The sequence below is a fragment of the Nocardia thailandica NBRC 100428 genome (assembly GCF_000308795.1).
Classification (GTDB): domain Bacteria; phylum Actinomycetota; class Actinomycetes; order Mycobacteriales; family Mycobacteriaceae; genus Nocardia; species Nocardia thailandica.
In genome coordinates this window covers 44,998-62,813 of sequence record NZ_BAGK01000310.1, presented here as the reverse complement: position 1 = coordinate 62,813, position 17,816 = coordinate 44,998, and the positions used below count along the sequence as shown (strand labels likewise).

Annotated in this window: 18 protein-coding genes and 3 pseudogenes; 15 read left to right on the top strand and 6 right to left on the bottom strand. The window is 64.0% G+C overall.

The window, feature by feature from the left end:
• Positions 1-544 precede the first annotated feature (544 nt).
• Positions 545-889, bottom strand: a complete 345-nt coding sequence (locus tag ON36_RS31705; RefSeq protein ID WP_083885590.1) for a restriction endonuclease — start codon at positions 887-889, stop codon at positions 545-547.
• Between the two features lie 666 nt (positions 890-1,555).
• On the opposite strand from ON36_RS31705, the pseudogene ON36_RS37010 reads away from it, so the two are divergent.
• The 7 genes and pseudogenes from ON36_RS37010 to ON36_RS35255 all read left to right on the top strand — a co-directional run.
• Positions 1,556-1,828, top strand: a pseudogene (locus ON36_RS37010) (restriction endonuclease); the annotation flags it as partial.
• Between the two features lie 411 nt (positions 1,829-2,239).
• Positions 2,240-2,602, top strand: a complete 363-nt coding sequence (locus tag ON36_RS36525; RefSeq protein WP_245558289.1) for a hypothetical protein — start codon at positions 2,240-2,242, stop codon at positions 2,600-2,602.
• Positions 2,603-2,805: 203 nt separating this feature from the next.
• A complete protein-coding gene (locus ON36_RS31700) occupies positions 2,806-3,159 on the top strand; it encodes a hypothetical protein (protein ID WP_157225131.1) in 354 nt (117 codons plus the stop codon).
• Positions 3,159-3,947 carry an abortive infection family protein gene (locus tag ON36_RS31695; protein ID WP_043661505.1) on the top strand — a complete coding sequence of 263 codons (789 nt, stop codon included), beginning with the start codon at positions 3,159-3,161 and terminating at the stop codon, positions 3,945-3,947. The genes ON36_RS31700 and ON36_RS31695 overlap by 1 nt, the downstream gene beginning before the upstream one ends.
• A gap of 278 nt (positions 3,948-4,225) precedes the next feature.
• Positions 4,226-4,516 (top strand): GNAT family N-acetyltransferase, encoded by a 291-nt coding sequence (locus tag ON36_RS31690; RefSeq protein ID WP_052314598.1) that lies wholly within the window; start codon positions 4,226-4,228, stop codon positions 4,514-4,516.
• Between the two features lie 913 nt (positions 4,517-5,429).
• On the top strand, positions 5,430-6,854 hold the full coding sequence (locus ON36_RS31685) for a phage exclusion protein Lit family protein (RefSeq protein WP_157225130.1): 1,425 nt from the start codon (positions 5,430-5,432) through the stop codon (positions 6,852-6,854).
• The gene (locus ON36_RS35255; RefSeq protein WP_043661500.1) at positions 6,851-7,192 is read left to right on the top strand and encodes a hypothetical protein; all 342 of its coding nucleotides are present in this window, start codon (positions 6,851-6,853) and stop codon (positions 7,190-7,192) included. Before ON36_RS31685 ends, ON36_RS35255 begins: the two co-directional genes overlap by 4 nt.
• A 180-nt stretch (positions 7,193-7,372) precedes the next feature.
• Here the strand turns inward: ON36_RS35255 and ON36_RS37005 are convergent.
• Positions 7,373-7,474 (bottom strand): annotated as a pseudogene (locus tag ON36_RS37005) (alpha/beta hydrolase domain-containing protein); the annotation flags it as partial.
• Positions 7,475-8,036: 562 nt separating this feature from the next.
• Here ON36_RS37005 and ON36_RS31675 point away from each other — a divergent pair.
• Complete coding sequence (locus ON36_RS31675; RefSeq protein WP_281004933.1) at positions 8,037-8,738, top strand: TetR/AcrR family transcriptional regulator; 702 nt, start codon at positions 8,037-8,039, stop codon at positions 8,736-8,738.
• Positions 8,739-8,763: 25 nt separating this feature from the next.
• Here the strand turns inward: ON36_RS31675 and ON36_RS34375 are convergent, their stop codons facing one another.
• From ON36_RS34375 to ON36_RS31660, 3 genes are all read right to left on the bottom strand, one after another.
• Entirely contained in the window at positions 8,764-9,036 is a 273-nt protein-coding gene (locus ON36_RS34375; protein ID WP_157225128.1) for a site-specific integrase, read from the bottom strand.
• 85 nt (positions 9,037-9,121) lie between these two features.
• Complete coding sequence (locus ON36_RS34370; RefSeq protein ID WP_043661496.1) at positions 9,122-9,379, bottom strand: hypothetical protein; 258 nt, start codon at positions 9,377-9,379, stop codon at positions 9,122-9,124.
• A gap of 136 nt (positions 9,380-9,515) precedes the next feature.
• Positions 9,516-9,833, bottom strand: a complete 318-nt coding sequence (locus tag ON36_RS31660) for a hypothetical protein (RefSeq protein WP_043661493.1) — start codon at positions 9,831-9,833, stop codon at positions 9,516-9,518.
• 105 nt (positions 9,834-9,938) lie between these two features.
• Here ON36_RS31660 and ON36_RS31655 point away from each other — a divergent pair, with 105 nt between their 5' ends.
• On the top strand, positions 9,939-10,793 hold the full coding sequence (locus ON36_RS31655) for a hypothetical protein (protein WP_043661490.1): 855 nt from the start codon (positions 9,939-9,941) through the stop codon (positions 10,791-10,793).
• 242 nt (positions 10,794-11,035) lie between these two features.
• Here the strand turns inward: ON36_RS31655 and ON36_RS31650 are convergent, their stop codons facing one another.
• Entirely contained in the window at positions 11,036-11,233 is a 198-nt protein-coding gene (locus tag ON36_RS31650) for a site-specific integrase (protein WP_157225127.1), read from the bottom strand.
• Positions 11,234-11,427: 194 nt separating this feature from the next.
• Here ON36_RS31650 and ON36_RS31645 point away from each other — a divergent pair, with 194 nt between their 5' ends.
• The 6 genes and pseudogenes from ON36_RS31645 to ON36_RS33210 all read left to right on the top strand — a co-directional run bounded on the left by ON36_RS31645 (position 11,428) and on the right by ON36_RS33210 (position 17,396).
• Entirely contained in the window at positions 11,428-12,333 is a 906-nt protein-coding gene (locus ON36_RS31645) for a hypothetical protein (protein ID WP_043661486.1), read from the top strand.
• A pseudogene (locus ON36_RS37095) lies at positions 12,269-12,460 on the top strand (NucA/NucB deoxyribonuclease domain-containing protein); the annotation flags it as partial. The gene ON36_RS31645 and the pseudogene ON36_RS37095, both read left to right, overlap by 65 nt.
• A gap of 63 nt (positions 12,461-12,523) precedes the next feature.
• Positions 12,524-12,697 carry a hypothetical protein gene (locus ON36_RS36515; protein WP_245558287.1) on the top strand — a complete coding sequence of 58 codons (174 nt, stop codon included), beginning with the start codon at positions 12,524-12,526 and terminating at the stop codon, positions 12,695-12,697.
• A gap of 17 nt (positions 12,698-12,714) precedes the next feature.
• Positions 12,715-13,812, top strand: coding sequence for a hypothetical protein (locus ON36_RS31640; protein WP_043661483.1), 1,098 nt, complete (start codon positions 12,715-12,717; stop codon positions 13,810-13,812).
• 487 nt (positions 13,813-14,299) lie between these two features.
• A complete protein-coding gene (locus tag ON36_RS31635; protein WP_043661482.1) occupies positions 14,300-16,312 on the top strand; it encodes an AAA family ATPase in 2,013 nt (670 codons plus the stop codon).
• 295 nt (positions 16,313-16,607) lie between these two features.
• Positions 16,608-17,396 carry a hypothetical protein gene (locus ON36_RS33210; protein ID WP_052314597.1) on the top strand — a complete coding sequence of 263 codons (789 nt, stop codon included), beginning with the start codon at positions 16,608-16,610 and terminating at the stop codon, positions 17,394-17,396.
• Positions 17,397-17,816 lie beyond the last annotated feature (420 nt).

Genomic DNA, 17,816 nt, shown 5'->3' with positions numbered 1-17,816 from the left:
CAACGCCGGCGACTAGGACCCAGTCGTCCGGTGCGGGCGCGGGCCGGGTACTCGGTCTGCGCCGCCGTAACCCGCGGACCGATCATTGCCACCGGGGCGACCGGATTCGGCGCCGCGGCCCTGGCCTGACGTGTCACTGGACCCTGGCGAGCATCAGATCACCGTGCTCACCGCCGCACCGCGAGCACCGTGGCGGGGTTCACCCCTCGCCGCCGACGACATCGGGGATCCCGAAGCTGCCCTGCGAGCGAATGACGCGGCGGCCTGTCGAATCACCGTGTTCGGCAGTCGCGGTGTGTGCGGTAGAGGTACCAGAACAGGACTGTCAGCCCGGTACACAGAACGAAGGCACCGAAGTTGCCAAGGTGTGTTTCTCCGCGGGTCTCGTCCGGGTCCAACGTGCCGAGGATTCCGCCAAACGCGCCGAGAGCGAATATGACCAGCCCGATCAGACGCCATTGTCGGCGGAAGAAGCCCTGCTGCGAAGGAGCCGGTCGCGGTTGGATCGCCGCGCCGCCGCGATGTCGGCTCAAGCCTGCAGGGTTCAGGGGTGCGCTGTAGAAGCCTGCGCCTCCACCGGCGGCAGCTGCAGCGGCAGCACCGAGCATCGCTGCCGGTAGGGATTTCGGGGTTCGATTTGGACGGTTGGATGGTAGACGAACAGGGCGATGCTGTGCCGGTCGGCGTACTCGACCGCCGGCTGGGAGTAGTCCGACGCAGCGAAGAACAGCAGCGCCTTACCGAAGTCGCTGCCATGTGCGCCGAAGAGCTGCTGCACATCCGGTCGCGATACTGCGCCCCCGCGCCATTTGACCTGCGCCAGAGCGACACTGGACCGTACGTCGATGCCGCCGTCGGCGCCCCGGCCGTGACGACCGCGTCGGTGAATCCCATCGCCCGCAGTCGGCTTCGATTACCAGTCGACCACTCGAAATTCGCACGTCGCCCCGCGTTCCCATCTTCGATGTGCGCCGCCGAGGAATCGACCTGCGACCTCCAAGCGGGCCACAGTGAGAACCGACCGCTCCCGCCTCCAGACATCGGCGGCCAAACCATCTCGCCGTCGATGGTCCGGGCCTGCAGGCAACCGACCTGCCTACGGCAGGTGGTCTGCTGCCAGGCACGGTTAGCGCCGGCACCGGACCCGCTGAGCGAATGTTCCTCAATTCGTTCGGCGTCGGCGGTCAGCAAGCCGTCGTGTCGGCGTCGGTGGCAGGTGCATGACGTCGCCACGCTGCCGAGGCTCGACTACTTCACCTTCTGCCCCCAAATCGGCCTGGCCGCGCCTGAGTTGCGCCCCCTCACCACATTTCGCGCCCACGCTCGCAGCCGGGTAAACTCCCTCGGCACTATCGGCGCGTTACGTGATTTCGGCTTGAGTCCGTGACGCACTTCCGTGCCGCAGGTAGGCGTGGTGCGGCGGATCGTCCCGGCCGCAATCGGGCGTCTCTACCCTGCCTGGCGGTTCACGACGGGCTTGTCATCCGCGATCGGTACCCTGACGTCAGTTCACCGAGCCACGTGAGCCTTCGATGTCAGCCGCTAGAGGATTCAGTTGAAGTACATAGCCACCCCGTACGAGGCCGAAGAGAATGCTGCGGTCCAAATGCGTTCGCTAGGCTTCAGCGACGCTCGGGTTACAGCGTCGGGCGCGGACGGCGGCATTGATGTCCGCGCCAGTGGAGCGATCGCGCAGGTCAAGTGGCGGGCAGGACAGGTCGGCCGGCCTGAGCTTCAACGCCTCTTTGGCGCCCGTGGGAAGAGATTTGAGCTTCAGCTGTTCTTCTTCGCGGCGTCGCCCTATAGCACCCACGCCGTGAGCTACGCAAATGAAGTCGACATGGCATTGTATACGTATGATCCCACCGGTCGAATCACCCCGGTTAATCCGGCGGCCAAACGAATCGCGGCCAGGGCCAGCGCTCCAGCTGCGGACTCACCGAGCCGGCATTCTGCTTCCGAACCACGACCCCGAGCTAGCACTGCCGCCTCCCGGCAACGCGACCAGACCGCGCAAAGGAAGACAGATCTCGCGAAGGCCCGTGAACACTCGAAGGGTGCCCGCAGCACCGAACCACGACCCCAAGCCAGCACTGCCTCCCGGCAACGCGAGCAGGCCGCGGAAAGGAAGGCAGATCTCGCAGAGGTCCGTCAACGCTGGAAAGACGCCCGCAGCACCAAGCCCGCTGCACATCGCACTGGCAAATCAGAACCTACTAGTTCGAACCGCCTACGGCCCGTGAAGCCCTACGTGGTGCAGGCCAGGCGGAGTCGCGAACAACAGCAAGCACAAGCCGTTCAAAAGATGCTGGCTCTCGCCGACACCCGCCGTCGGATGCAGGAAGCAGTTGCTGCGAACCGCAACGGCATGACGGCAACCACCACCGATAAAGGGCCTGCGAAGCGACACGCGCACCACCTTGCGCTGTCGATCGTGTTTGCTGGCATCGCCTCGGTTTTCGGAACAGCAGTATTCGCCGCGCAGGTGCGTGCCGATAGCTCCGCACGCGCGACGTTTATTGTTCTTGCATTTTTGTTCGCCGTGTTCACATGGCGGCAGTTCTCCAAATATCTGAATGCTGACCAACGCGGGAGCAAATAATCCCTGGACCTCGCCCGACTCCGCCGAGAAACGAACGGGACGAACTTGGCCGTCGCAATAGGCGAGCAGCTGGATTGAATCCGAACGACCGACCCCGGCGAGAATCGAAGATGAGCGGGTGGTCAGAAATAGCCGGACCCTAGCAGCCCACTCTGTGGAGGACGAGGGCGTCGCAGCGCCCGGTGAGGGCGTCGGGCCAGCCGGTGGTCGGCAGCGCGGCGATGCACGGTTCGATGTCGGTGCGGGCGGCGGCCAGGCGCTCGGCGCGCCCGATCCGCGCGGGCGGCGACGAGGTGGCCGCCGCGGTCGATCTGGGTGGCGCGGAAGCTGGCGGCGAGGACGAGCAGCGGCAGCTGCCCCAGCAGCAGGGCGTGCGCGTCCATCGATCTGGCGACGTCCGGCAGCGTTCCGCCGGGGCCGACAACGAAATCAGTCACCCGTCGAGCGTAGGCACCGCGCCGAGCCGCTCCCCCGCGTTCGCCCTCAAGACTCCGGACACACCCCGGGCCAGCAAAACGGGCGTGATGGGAATGCTGTGGGGTGCGATGATCCGCTGATGGTTCGTACCACGCTGTCCTACAGCGTCATCAAGCTCGCAACCGACATGTTCGCACGAGAGACCGGGTTCAGCGGGCCTGAGATCCACCGTCTCTTCGCCGACTACACCGACGTACTCGGTCCGTACGCGACGGGGGGCGGGGGGCCTTCGCGTTGGCAGCTTTTCGAGACGGGGTTGCGGAGCCTCTCCAGGGATGACCAGCGTCGCTTCCTCCTCAACCTGTGCACCCTCGAGGGTTCGAGCAGGTATTCGATGCCTTCAGATGAGGACATCGCGAAACTGCGAGGGCTGCTTCTGAAGGGCAGTTCGCCAGGCTCGATGGCTGCTTCCGACCGACTTGACCAGCTCGAAGACTGGGAAGCTGTCGAGCGGTCCTGGAACGCGGCGTTGGACAAGGTCGTCAGTGACCCTGAGGGCGCGATCACGGCGGCTCGGACCACGCTGGAGAGCGTCTGTAAACACATCTGCGACGAGCGAGGGGTCGCGTACGACGACGGTGGGGATCTCGCAAAGCTGTACAAGGCGGCGGCTGCATCCATGGACATCGCACCGGACCGGTACACCGAGCAGACCATCAAACAGATCCTGAGCGGTGTGGCTACGGTCGTGAACGGTCTGGCGGCGATGCGCAACAGCTTGAGTGATTCACACGGCCGCGGCAAGACCTCCGTCCGGCCAGCACCGCGACACGCGAAGCTGGCCGTCAACGCAGGATTTGCTGTCGCAGGTTTCCTGATCGATACCCATGTCGAAAGCCACTCCGGACGACGTAGGGCGAGGGGCTGATCGTTCGGAAAACGACCGTTTACCGAACACTCCGCGGCGAGGCCGCACCCTGGAACGCGCGGAGCGGTATCACGCTAGGGTAGTCCGCTACTGGCCGTGCCGCTCGAGCTCCACCTGCAAACCCCGAACCCCAAGCGCTAACCCCTGCCTTATCGATATCGGGACCGGTCGGGTCTGTCACGTCAATGGCCATCACTCGGTGCCAGCACATGCCCTCGACACCCTTGAGGGGATGCTCTTCATCGAGATCCGCAGGAGGCTGCTCATCGCAAACTCCGATGACGGCGTCGTCGGCATGCCCACCCTCTGTCACCTACACCATCCCGACCGGAACCCGCGCCCGAATCGAAGACGTCGTCGTCGACGAATCCGCCCGCGGCAAGGGCGTCGCGTTCGAACTCACCAACATCGCAGTCGAACTCGCCCGCCAAGCCGGAGCACGCACCGTCGATCTCACCTCCAGACCCTCACGCGAGTCTGCGAACCGGCTCTACGGACGAGCCGGATTCACCGCACGAGACTCCCTCACCTGCCGCCAAACACTCTCGATCACCGAGCCCACCCATTGACAGGAACATAGGGACACCGCCCCGGGGTGTGGCTGCCGCGAGGGCTCCGCAGCAGGGTTCGGACCGTTCGGAAATGGTGGCCTGACACGAGGGCGCACAGCTGCGGCGTAATCGGGAACTGCCAGGAAATGCCCTGGGTCTCGCAGCTGAAGGCGCACACCTGCGCCGAGAGGGCCAACCACTCCCGCACAACATCCAGAACCTGCGTGTCGCGCGCGCCCGCGACGCCCGCAGCTTCGCCCGCTACCTCGACGAGACCTTGGAACGGTGAGGTCAGGAGGCCGACGTCAACTACGGCGCACAACCTCCATTCCTCGTCTCCACGTTGGTGAACCAGCGTCGGCGCCGAGTCGGGTCGTTTCCGGCCAGACACACTCACCGGCGACAACAGCGCCCTCGACACACTGGCGGGCGTGCTCGACGATTTCGACCACGCGTTCCCCATCGCCACTCCGTGACGCCGCTCAACGGTCGCCCGCGGCGTGTGCGGCCGACCGTTGAGCTCTGCGCCGGCGGGTAGGTCAACGGTAGAGATCGGCACTATAGCGATTCAGGAGGCATGGCCTGGCCAATCGGGCATTGTGCAGCGCGACCCGTGCTACTGTGCCGAACCAGCGGCTGGGCGCTCGCCCGGCTACCGAACTTCGCGATGGGTGGCCCGTTGGAGATGTTGCCAGTATCGGACTCGAAGTCGGTTGTCCCTGTTGGTCGCGTGGTCTGGGTGCCGATCGAGATGCGTGGAATGTACAGGGCGGACGCATGTAAGTCGTTGCAGTGTAACGCCACCGCAGGTTGCGACGACTAGGAGGGATGGTCGGACTAGCTGTACACACCTGCGCATCCAGCCCCTCGGACAGGGGCATCACCCCGTTGCACGCGGATGGTCCGCATGACTGATGAACAATCTGAGACCATGGCGCAGAAGATGCGTCTGGACCTGCACGTTCCCAGAGACAAGACGATCGAACGGCTGCGATCTCATCAGGTGGGGCGCTCGGTCCTGGCACACGTCGGGCCTGCTTTCGAAATGCACGGCGGTGCACAAGGACTGTTCGACTCGATCCTGCAAGGCATGCTGGATACCCTCGCCGAACACCTCGCTCCCTCTGATCGGGTAGAGGCGAACCGCACAGCCGTTGTGACTGTGAACCAGCCGACGGTGGAAGCGGCATCCGTGACCAAAGCTGATGGAACACACTTGATTCGAGTCTCCGACGCACAGATATCCCTACTTGGGCTGCTTCGAGACCTGACATTATTGTGGGCGCGCGAGCAGAGTCGTTTTCGACTGTTATCACTGGGAAGGCGTATGTGGGCGGCGCACCGCGGCACGCTCGCCGAGACCAGCGATATGATTCTCGCCGGTGCCGCCAGCATCCGATACAACATCCTCTCGCAGCGGATCGAGGGTAGTTCGTCGCAGGTCGGTGTGCCTATCCGACTGAGTGACAGTGCACGCGTGGACGACGGGGTGCCCGCACTCCTTGCGTTGACGTTTTTCGTGGCTCACGAACTCGGGCATATCGTTCTCGGACACACGCGGCGCGCGCATGACGCTACCAGTGCCGTACGTCGCGATCTCGAGTTCGAGGCGGATGCCTTCGGATTCGACCTGGTGGTTCGATCGTTGGGCGGGCCGAAGGCGGCGACCCTGGTCGCGCAAAGCGCGGTCATCGGGTTGTCCGCTATTACCATCGGCGCGGACTCGCTGTTCATCCGATCGCCGGAGACGCATCCGAGCACCGCTGATAGAGTTGCCCGAATCGCCGCACGAAGTGGCGTCGACGCCACCGCGCTGGCCGCATTGGGTCACGGAACGTCGGCCATGGTCCGTCTGGGCGCCGATATGCGGGAGCCACTCGATCCTCGCTGTTGGGACATGCTGTTCTCCTCGCCGGCTTTCGACACAACGCTCAATGCGCCCGCGACCTATAAACTCGTGAGAGGGTACGACACATGGCTGGACGCTGATCCGTCTCGCACGAAGGGATTCCTGCGCACTATGCAACAGGACCGAGACACCCCGATGGACGACGATCTCGCGCTGGTCGACTTCGACGCATTGATCCGTGGCGTGGAATACTTCGAATCTGATGGTCCCCGTGCAGCATTGCGCTGCTGGGGTGTACGTCGGTTCGAACGACTCGTCGATACCAAGCGCTCGTTGTCCTTTCACGGACTCATGACCGCTGTCATCGATTCATCGGCATTCATCGACCTCCCTCCCGACCAAGCCGAACTTCCTGGTCGGGTCGAAAGCAACCTGTTTCTCAGACAGACGATCGCCATGACATTGACCAGTACCATCGCGAATTCCTTGAGGAGAGCCGAACCATGACCGAGATTCTGAGCCTGCTGAACGACAGTGACGATGACGAACTGTACGCCCTGCTCGGTGCTGAACTGTTGGGAGTTGGTTTCGGTGCGGGTGCGATGGACGACGACCAGAACCGGCGTTTCGGCATGCAATGGTTCGAGGATCGGATAGAGAGTTTCCGTGATACGGTATGCGCGACCGAGGTCATGGCAGCTTTGACCGGTGAATTCAATACTGATGCCGCTGCGATCGCGGGCGTACTCCCGATTCAGGACAACAAGATTCTGGCTCTCACCGTCGCCGCGATAATTCTGCGCCGGGGGCTGGCAGCGTTTTGCCGAAACCGCTTGCCCGCCTGATCCCACTTGTCGCTTGCCCGCCTGATCTGTATTGAAAGGCCGAAAAGTTCTTTTGCCCAAGGGTTTCGTCGCAAACCTTGGACGGGGCAGGCAAGCGACAGTGTCGGAGTCCAGGACCGAACGCCCGCCCAGCGGTGCGGCGGGGCCGAACCGCGAGTGCACCAGATACCCGCCGAAGATCTCGGCGAGGTGCGTGACGGCGTTGACGTAGGTGGTCAGGAACATGCCCGACTGGGACTCGCCGACCGCCAGGATCCGTTCGGGGCACAGTTCGCCGAGCAAATCCGCGCTCCGGCACCGCAGCGCCCCGACTTGTCCGGCTGCGGTGTACGGTTATTCCAGGACCGACGTTGCGACAGCCTTGCGGATCTCAACGGTTTCCCACCGAGCTCGGGTGCACGCAACATAGAGCACCCGATTCTTTTTCATTTTCAAGTGGAAGCCTTCGTTCAGCGTCGGGCGTGCTCGTTCGGTCAAAACCACACCGACCCGATCCCATTCTTGGTCTCGCGTTCATGGTTCGATCCCGTTCATTGAAGTGATGAAGCCGGGAACCCAGAGTAGCCTCGAGTTGACGAAATCTAGCTTGTACCAGTGGATTTCCGCAACGTTGCGTGCAGCACCGGCCTTCAGGTCGAGCTGCAGCTGGATGTCCGGCGCGACCGCCGAAAACCAACGGATATGGCGTAGTCGCAGCTGATCGTTGGTGAGGCCGGGCCGCGATGTCAGCGGCGAAGCGGCGGTGGCGTTTGGCCTATGTCTGACTGCTGCTGGTGTTGTCAGGCTGCTCCGGTTGGGTGCCCAGTGCTGTGAGCATCGCGAGGGTGTCCTGGTATTCGCCCCAGTGGGTGATCTCGCGCTGCCAACCAGCCCTGCCGCCACAACCCGGAAACGCGCACCACGCGGCGGTCTCACCCCGGATCGGATCATCGAGGTGGCGATGGGAATCATCGAGGCCGACGGGTCCGATGCCCTCACGTTCCGGCGGCTCGGCACAGAACTCGGCGTCGACCACACCGCGGTCTTGCGGCACTTCCGCGGCAAGGACGATCTGATGCTGGCCCTGGCCGATCGGCTGATGACCGAAGCGCTCGCCGGTGTCGAAGTGAGCAGCGACTGGCGAGCCACGCTCAAAGGCCTGGCGCAGCGTGTGAGGCTCGCCTGCCACGCGCTCCCGCAGGTCGCGGTAGTTGTTTCCGGTCGCACCACCCGCCGGGCATCAGAATTCGAGGGCGCCGAAATCGTCCTCGGCGCCCTGCGGCAAGCGGGCCTGCGAGGCCGCGAAGCCGCATCGTGCTACCGGGCGCTGGTCGAAATCGCGCTGGCCTACGCCTCCATGGAAGCCACGCTGATGGCCTTACCCGCAGAAGCCATGGCCAGGGACCGCGACGCCTGGAGCCGCGAATATCTCGCCCTGCCCCCGGCTCAATACCCCAACATCGCCGCGGTCGCCCCGTACCTGGCCGAAGTGGACGAGGAAGACCAGTTCGACATCGCGCTCGACCTGTTCATGGACGCCATCGAGGTACGAGCAAGCCGCAAGTGACATGCCTCAGCTCCTGGTGGACTTTCTACAGCCCGGGGTCGACGCGGGCGGAGCATCGTTGGCGGTTTCGATCGTAGGACAGGGCGGTGGCGGGGTTGGCCCAGCGACCCAACGCCATGACGTCTTCGAGGGGGTTGCCGCGGTCGAAGGCTTCGGTGCCCGCGCCGACGCGTAGGGAGTAACCTTTCAGGTCGGGGTATCCGGCGGCGGCGCCGCGGGTGGCGATGACGCGGGCGATCTGGCGGTCCGACAGCCGCCCGTCCTGCGGCAGCCCGGTGCGGCCCAGCGGCCGCAACAACGCCCCGTCCGGTCGGTCACCGGCGCGCCCGCCGCAGCCAGGCAGGCAGCGGGTGCGCGGTTCGGCGGCGGGTCGAGGGCGTCCATCATCGTGGTCCTGTCTGGTTGTCGATCATCGCGTCTGCCGCGCGTTCTCCGATGCGGGCGAGCAGCCGCTCGGCGGTTTCGGCCCGCGCGAGCTGGCTGTCGGGCAGGTCGTGCTCGGCCCCCTCGCGCCGGCGGGCGGCCCACTCTTGCAACGCGTCGGTGAGCACGAAGTACAGGTCGTCCTCGGCCGGGTCGTCGAGGTCGATGGTGATCTGGTGGCGGCGCTGGCTTTCCAGTGCGGCGAGCACGGTGGTCAAACAGTGATCGGCTACCCGGCGTCATCCTTGGGGATGGATGACTCCTCCAGCGCCCCAGTTGTCCCCACGATCATTGACGATCTTCCGACTCTGCCGCCGCCCGGATCTCGCTTTCGCGATTTCCTGTGCATGCCATTCATCGGCGAGCGACCTCGACCGTCGCGATCAAGTTGCCGCTCGGGACTTCGGTGATGGTGGCAGTGCGGACCTCGGTGTACCGGCGAGCCAGGTCCAAAAGCTGGTCGCCCGTCACGAGACTCTCGTCATCTGCATCGAGCGCGGCCTGGACCAACTGTCGATCCGCCTCTAACTGGCGGATCTCCAGCTCCTTCAGCCTTCTCGGCGCAGACGATCCATGGGCGACAACGGGCGCCATACTGCCAGCACCGCGCTCCAGTGTGTTGTCGATGGAATCCCGGATCCGGGTCAGCGTGGTCTTCCGAAGCGGTCTCATGCATCGATGCTGGCACGCGCAGCAGCTTGCTTGCGCCTTCTCGTCCGCGTGGCGACCCACCCGACTTCGTGTCGTTGCACTAACTTTCGGGCAAACTGGGCTGCCATGGACACGATCTCCACCGCCACGCTGGGACACCTCATCCCGCTGGCCAGCCAGCTCTCGACTACGATCCTGCGCGAACTGCTCCTGCAGTCGAACGTATTCGACGTGTCCGGTCTATCCGACTCGCACCTCGATTCCGCCCAGAACAAGAGCGAACTCCTCCTACAACCCCTCCTCAAAGCGCAGAGGAAGGCGGCGAAAGGTGGCACAGACGCACACACTGCGGTCATCGAATTCATCACCTTGTGGTTGCGTCGCCGGGGTAGTCACAACCTCATCCCCGGCGCTAGCTTTCGGATCAAGATCGAGCCGCTGCTCGAGTCCCTGCGCAGTGACGGCTACGAACTGGATCTGCCGGCCGACGGCGAACCTCGGCTCCTCCCCACCGGATCGAGCGCGGTACCTTTGACAGACGAGATCACCGCGTTGACCACCGAACTCGCTGACCGCGGCTATACCGAGGCACTCGAAAACTACAACAGCGCGGTACGCGCTCTGCGGAACAACGAGTACGAAGCCGCGAACAGCCGCACACGTACAGCACTCGAGTCACTGCTGATGAGCTTGGCGACACATCACACAGGCTTCACAGCGACCAAGGCCGGGCAAGGACGTTCAGCGCTGCAGTCCCTCGTGAAAGGTCAACCTGCGCAGGGTGTGAAGTACGTCGACAGCATGCGCGGCGAACCTCTGGAGCACCACGACGGTGGCCAGCTGGTGGAGGGATTCTGGGAGATCTGCCACACGAACGGAGCGCACCCGGGGCGCTCCAACGCCAGGGAAGCGCGAATGCGACTGGGGATGATGACGTACATCGCGCTCTATCTGCTGGATCACTTTCCACACCGCGAGTGAGCAACCGATGGGAGGCGCGGCGGCCAGCCCGCGCTGGCCGCCCGCAACAAACCTCGCCTACGCCTACGAGTCGGCGGGCCGACTTGAGCAGACGATCGCGCTGTACGAACCGACCCTCGGCGCCGAACACCACGCCAGACTTGCGACGGTTTTCAGAAGACTGTCGGAGGTCGGTAGCTGCCGCCCCAGGCTGCTCGTGTCAGGTTGATTCTCTATAGGCCGAGGTCGACGCGGCCGGAGCGTCATTGGCGGTTGCGGTCGTAGGACAGGGCGGTGGCGGGGTTGGCCCACCGGCCCAACGCCACGACGTCTTCGAGGGGGTTGCCGCGGTCGAACGCCTCGGTGCCCGCGCCGGCGCGCAGGGAGTAACCTTTCAGGCCGGGGTATCCGGCGGCGGCGCCGCGGGTGGCGATGACGCGGGCGATCTGGCGGTCCGCCAACCGCGCGTCCTGCGGCAGTCCAGTGCGGCCCAGCGGCCGGAACAACGCCCCGTCCGGATCGGCGGGTTCGGGCCACGCGCTCGTGCAGCATCCTCGGTTCCGCTCACCCGCCGGCTGGACTCCTTCCTCCGGCAACACGCGACAGTGAAAACGAGTTGTCACCAGTCGTCCGCCCATGAGGTTAGGGTTTACTCGTGGCCGACACCTCTGGTTACTCCGAACTGCTCCCGAATCTGAAGGAGTCGAGGCCGCTTCTCGCGCAAGCTCTGATCCTTGCAGAGCAACGGCGGTCCGAGCGGCTTGCGCGCCTCCTTGAGGGAGCGCGCCTCCGTGGTCTTGAGCAGCTTTTTACCTACCTCCGGGCCGCCAAGAAGGCCTACGCGGAAATACCTGCGATTGCAGGCGTGGCGTTCTTGGTCGAGCGTGTCAGGGCGGACTTCCAGACTGCGCTTGAAGCCACCCTTTCCGGCTACCAGGGGGTCGCAGCCGATGCGATGCGCGACGTCATGGAGATCGAGTGTCTGTTGCTGGACTTCGCGGCGAGTCCCGGCAATGCGCAGGAATGGCTCGCTGGCGACGAGAACCTGAGGCGGAAGAAGTACTGGCCGGTAAAGGTTCGCGAGCGCTTGCAAGACCGTGGGGTGGAGCCGTTCGCAAACGACGACTTTGAGCCGATCGACTACAAGGCCCACAGCGAATCACTCCACGTGACGCCGAGGCAATCGGGGCTAGCACCACGTGGCCCGGACCCGATGCATGATCCCGTACCATTCTACGGCGACTTCGGATTCATCGAGATGTTCGAACACGGTGTTCGGGCACTGCGGGCGATCGAACTGCTTCGTGTGCTGGGGATGGGTATGAACCCCGACAAACTATCCGACGACTACGAGCCGCTGACGCCCAGGGACGCATTCGATGATGCACATGCACGAACCCACCAGATGCAGGTGATGATGGTCGGGTTCATTCAAGGGCCCGCAGTGCTACGAGAGCGACTGGGGCGTGAACCAACGGCCGCCGATCTGCTCAGATATGTACAAGATGAGGTCGCGATCAAGAGCCAACCGTTTGGTCCCCGCGACGAGGGTTCGGACTAGCGTTTCACCATCCCGGCAGCGGCGCAGAGCCCGGTTCACGTTGAAACCGGCGACAGTTACATACGCGACCTCGCCAGTCCAGAACCCCCAGCAGTGCGACGAGTACCCCTTCGCATCCACGCTCGAAGGTGGAGGCGGCGGCCCGGCCCGCACATACGGCTACACCGTCGACGACCCCTGCCGCCAAACCTTGCCCGGCTGGGTCACCGTCCTGGGCATCCCAGTCGGATACTTCGCCTCCAACGGGATCAGCATGTGCATGATGCCCGGCCGCGACAACATGCGTGGAAGTGGGATCCTGAGCTGGTCTTGTGTGAAGAACCGCGTCCACGACGGCGACACCTTCTACGTGAAGGGCCTGTAACCGACAAGGAGTAGACGATGACCGAAACCGGGACCGTCCAGGTCGATCACCACCAGTTCCTGCTGACCTCCGGTGACACCGTTACCACCGACGTCACAGCCGAAGGAACCCTGATCTGGACCGGTCCCGGATTCGTGTCCGTGCTGACAGGGATCGCCCGGGGCCCGGTGACCTTGACCCTCGACCCGTCACCAGCGGCCGACACCGACCTCGACGAATGGGACGTGGCTGAGGAGACCGTGATCGAAACCGCCGCACCCCTGTACGTGACGACCCTCGAAGGGGACCTGGCACCAGCGTTCGCACCCATCCCCGCCGGCCGGTACCGGGTTCGTGTGCACGCCCGCGGCCGTGACGCCCACTACGACTGCGACGTCACCGACCCGCGCGAGGAATACCTGATCCAGATCACCCCCACCACCGACACTGTCGGTGAACTCACCCGACTCCACAGCACCGATACCGCCCACCACACTCCCGACACCTTTGCGGGTAAACCGATACCGCGACTGGACAGCCGGGTCTATGTCGGCGGTCCTGACATTGGATGGGTCAAGGTGGACCCCGACAGCTCCGAAGCACGTGCCACCTACGCAGCGCGCGGCACCTGGGGCGGGCGAGCGCCCTCGGAGTATCTGGATGCCGATCCACGGCGACGTCACACCGCGTCCTTCGTCGCCGACCTCGACCGCGACCTCGTCGACGAGGTCGCCGCGCTCGGCCCCGCGCATCAACGTGCCCTGGCACGCTGGTGCACCCGCCGCGCCTTCGAACGGGCCGGGCTGACCGAGTTCGCCGACTTCCGCGCAGCACTGGAGGCCGTAGACAACGACACCACACCCCCACGCCGGTTCGCCGTCCCCTCCCAGCTGAGCCGGATCGTCAAGGACGATCCCGCCATCCCGCTCACCGTCGTCGCCCGCTTCGGCGGCTACGGCGACACGATCCCCCAACTCGACGCAGCAACCGCCTACATGTACACCGTCAGCAGCGACGACGACCTCGAACCCGCCACCAAAGCCTTCGAAGCCATCCGCTGGGCCTCATTCGTCTTCGGCCAGGACTACCCCGAACTCATCACACGCCTACGCACAGAGTTCTTCCACCGACCGTGAGTCCCCAGTTATCACCGCGCCGACCGTGGCCGCGTCCACGCGACCATCCAGGACCCGAACGGTGGATCGCGGCTGCGGCAGGCCAGCGATGCGCCTGCCGCGAGGATCTCGGCGACGGCAGCACCCGGTCGCTGAAGTCGACGTGGGTGGTCGGCGACCAAGACTGAGATCGCTGTTTCGGTGTCAGTCGGTTCGCCAGCATGCTCACCCTCGGTTATCTACTATCTCGCCGACCGGAACGGGTTTTCGGTAGTGCCGCCGAAAGCACCGCACTCGGGCTTGGCCCCATGTAGTTCCCGGCCGCGAGCCCTCTCGCTCGGCGCCATGGAGTCTGTCCCATCGACAGCATCGGCGTAACTGACTGTACTGGTGGAGATTCCGAGCTGGTAATCGGGTCGCTGGGTGCTATCCGCTGCCGAAACCTGTGTTAGCTGGTGCGCTGCTGGACTAGCATTGCGCGGACAAACCGCGATGAAAGAGGGCCGCTGTGCGCCTGAGCCGAGTACGCATCCGTGATTACCGACCAGTCAACGACAGCGGAGAGTTCGAGGTCGAGCCCGGCAAGACGCTGCTGGTAGGGATCAACGAGGCGGGAAAGACTGCGCTACTCAAGGCCCTGCAGCAGATCAACGCTCCCGAAGATGCCGACGAGTTCGAGCCGTTGCGAGACTATCCGCGGGCCAGGTACATCGAGATCCAGCGCGGTGAGCGGAAGCCCAGCGAGATCCTGGTCGCGGAGGCGACATTCACACTGACCGACGAGGAGAAGAACCTCGTCCTCGAAGAAGCACCGGGGGCCACCGACGTCACTGAGTACACTCGCTTGCGCTATCTCGACAACAGGTGGGGGTGGAGCCTCGGCTCCGCGAAGCGGTTCTCAAGGTTCGGTGAGATCCAGGCGGATCTCAAGCGCCTTCGTGCGTACCTGGTGACTCGGGAAGAGAGCGACTCGGAGGTTGCTGCGCTCGATGACCTAATGAAGGGCTGCACCGTCACTACGGCGATCTCAGGCCAGCTGGCCGTGGATTTCGATGCATGGCTCGAGACAGCCTTTCTGCTCATCGAGGAGGGCAACGCGAAAGAGGAGGAGCGCCACGCCCGACTGAGCGAGGCAGTCGGCTACTACGACGCCGTTCTGAGGGCAGCAAGGGTGCTGCATAAGCGAGTGCCACTGTTCGTCTACTACTCGACTTACTTCACCGTTCGACCACGGATCAACCTCGCCCAGCTAGCTGCACGGCAGGCTGCCGACGACACCGATCCCGAGTACGACTTCGGGAACCTGTGTCTGCTCCAGCTCCTGGGTTTGACCGCACAGCAGCTTTCCGCGCTCGCGTCGGGGGAGCCCAATCCCGCTACGTACGACCGCGGCCGCGATTCCGAGGCGTACCAGCAGGCGTTCAGGGACTACCAGCACAAGCTCGACCAGCGTCACGCCGTTCTCAACTCGGCCAGCGTGGATCTCACGAAGTCCATTCGTGAAGTCTGGGGTGACGACAAGGTCGAGCTGCGGATCGTCGCGGATGGCCAGTACCTGAAGGTCAACGTTGTCGACGACCTCGGCGTCGAGGTGGAGCTCGACCAGCGCAGCGAGGGTTTCCGCTGGTTGGTGTCATTTTTCGTGGTCTTCAAAGCGCAGGCCCGAGGAGAACTCAAGAACGCGATCTTGCTGCTCGACGAGCCCGGCCTGAGCCTGCACGCGCTCAAGCAGCAGGAGTTTCGCAGCACGGTCACCCGCCTGGCACAGGACAATCAGGTGATCTATACGACCCACTCGCCGTTCATGGTCGGCACCGATGAACTCGATCTCGTCCGCATCGTCGAGATGACGGATCGCTCGACCGGTACCAAGGTCCACACCAGGTTGGTGGTCGACGACCCGCGGTCGGTGTATCCGCTGCAGGCCGCGCTCGGCTACGAGCTCGCCCAGAGTCTGTTCGGCCAGCCACGAAACCTCGTCTGCGAGGGGATGACCGACATGATGTACGTCGAGGCCCTCAACACCGCACTCGATGGGGCAGGGCTGAAGAACGCGGTAGCGGTGGTGCCCGCGGCCAGCGCGAGCAAGGTCCTCTACTACGTCACTCTTCTGCACAGCCAGAAACTCAAGGTCGCGGCGCTGCTGGACTCCGACCAGGCAGGCGACAGAGCGGCGCAGCAGGATGAGCTGGTCCACCTGCTCACCAACAAGCAGATCCTGCGCACCAAGGACTACTGCGCCGGCACCATCGCGCGCGCCGAGATCGAGGACCTGCTTCGAGAAACCCTGGTCCAGGTCGCGAAGCATAATCTGGGATGGGATGTCACTGCGACGGCGGGGTCGCAGGCCGGTCGCCCGATCATCGACATCTTCACCAAGGAGATCTCGGGGTTCTCGAAGTACAAGTTGGCCCGTGCCTTCGTGCGTTGGCTAAGCTCGCACGACGTCACAGATCTCACCGCAGATGAACGCACTGGCGTCACTGCCCTGTTTAAGGCGATCAACAACGCAGTGAGGTAACTGCTGGTCAGACTCGGGACCCGCCCGGCGGTCTCGTTGTCGAGCAGGAGCTTGTCGCGGGTGCCATCATCGGCCGGGTCACCCCCGATCAGAACGGTGCTGGGGCAGCGAACCTGCCGACCTGCGGCGATGCCCTCGTCGTTATCTCCCGCAGTCGGCGACACCCCGATCGGCACAGCTCCGGTCTCACCTACCGCCTCGGCAGGCCCTTGCATGTCCACGGGGCGAGCGGTGATCAGAGCGGTCACGGCGCGGATAGGTACCGATCGGAGTATTCAAATGATGAAATGGCCGTGTGGATGAAAGGCACTCTCCAACGGCAGAGCGGAACCTGTTGCCGACCTGGGAGAACTTGTCGGCAAGGATTGATCGGTGGCAGAAACTTGTCGACAGCGAGGAGTCCCTAGCGATCGATCCGCGATCAAGCATCGCTGGCGACGACAAGGCCAGTGCGCCGTATCAGGTTTCGTTTTGCGTCGGCTCGTCACTGCATGTCGCGGTCGACAACCTCCATGCCCTGAAGACGCTGATACATGAGCGGCAGCTGCTACACACGATGGCCCCGTTCACACTTGCGCGGGGAGCGCTGGAAACGCTGACAGCGGCGTTCTGGGTCCTGCACCCGTCTCGCAGGGATGAACGGGTCTCGCGGGCGCTGCGGTGGCACATGAAGAACTTCGTCGACCAGAACACCGCGTTATCGAGGCTGGCGGGGTCGGGGTACGACGGCATTGAGGCTCGGAAGACGAGTCTCTTCGAGGTTGCGGACCGGCGGGGCATACCGCGCGACCACATCGCGAAGGGCTACAGCAGTACTGAGGCGGTCCTGTACACCGCAGATAATGGGTATTTCCCGCACGTGGCGTTCTTATGGCGCCTGTGCTCGGGGTATGCCCATGGCCGCCCGTGGGCGGTACTCGGTAGTTCGGAGAAGGAAAAGGGGGAGTCCCCGACTCCCGACCGGCTGCATCTAAGACTTTCGGCCAGTCCCGAGCATGTCCAGACGGTCGCCGCCGCATCGGTTCGTCTGATGGAGGTTGTTGGCGAGCTGCGGACCGAACGCTCGTCGAATCAGCTCGCCTGAAACTGACTTCGCTGCCGATACCCCGGCGCTGACGTCGGACCACCGTCACTTCCTTCATTCCGGGACACCCAGAGTCTTGGCGGTCAACTTCACGTGATCGCCGACCAGGCCGCGTCCGATCCAATTCCACGTTGGCCAGTTCGCTGACACGCCAACACCTCACTTTTCTCACTTTAACTGGCCAAACCGCAGTTCGAACGCATGACTCCTGACCAGATTCAATGAGACAGGACAGTTGCGCAGATGTCTGTGCTCGCTGCGAGTTCCCGGCAGGATGTCAGTGCGCTGAGCAGCACGCTTCCCACCTCATGTCAGTAGGTTTTCCCACGGGATGTGCGACTCCTCACCCGCTCGTCAGTGCGTTGACCTGCCGATTCGTCACCGGAGTCAGTAGGTCTCGTCACTCGAATGTCAGTAGCC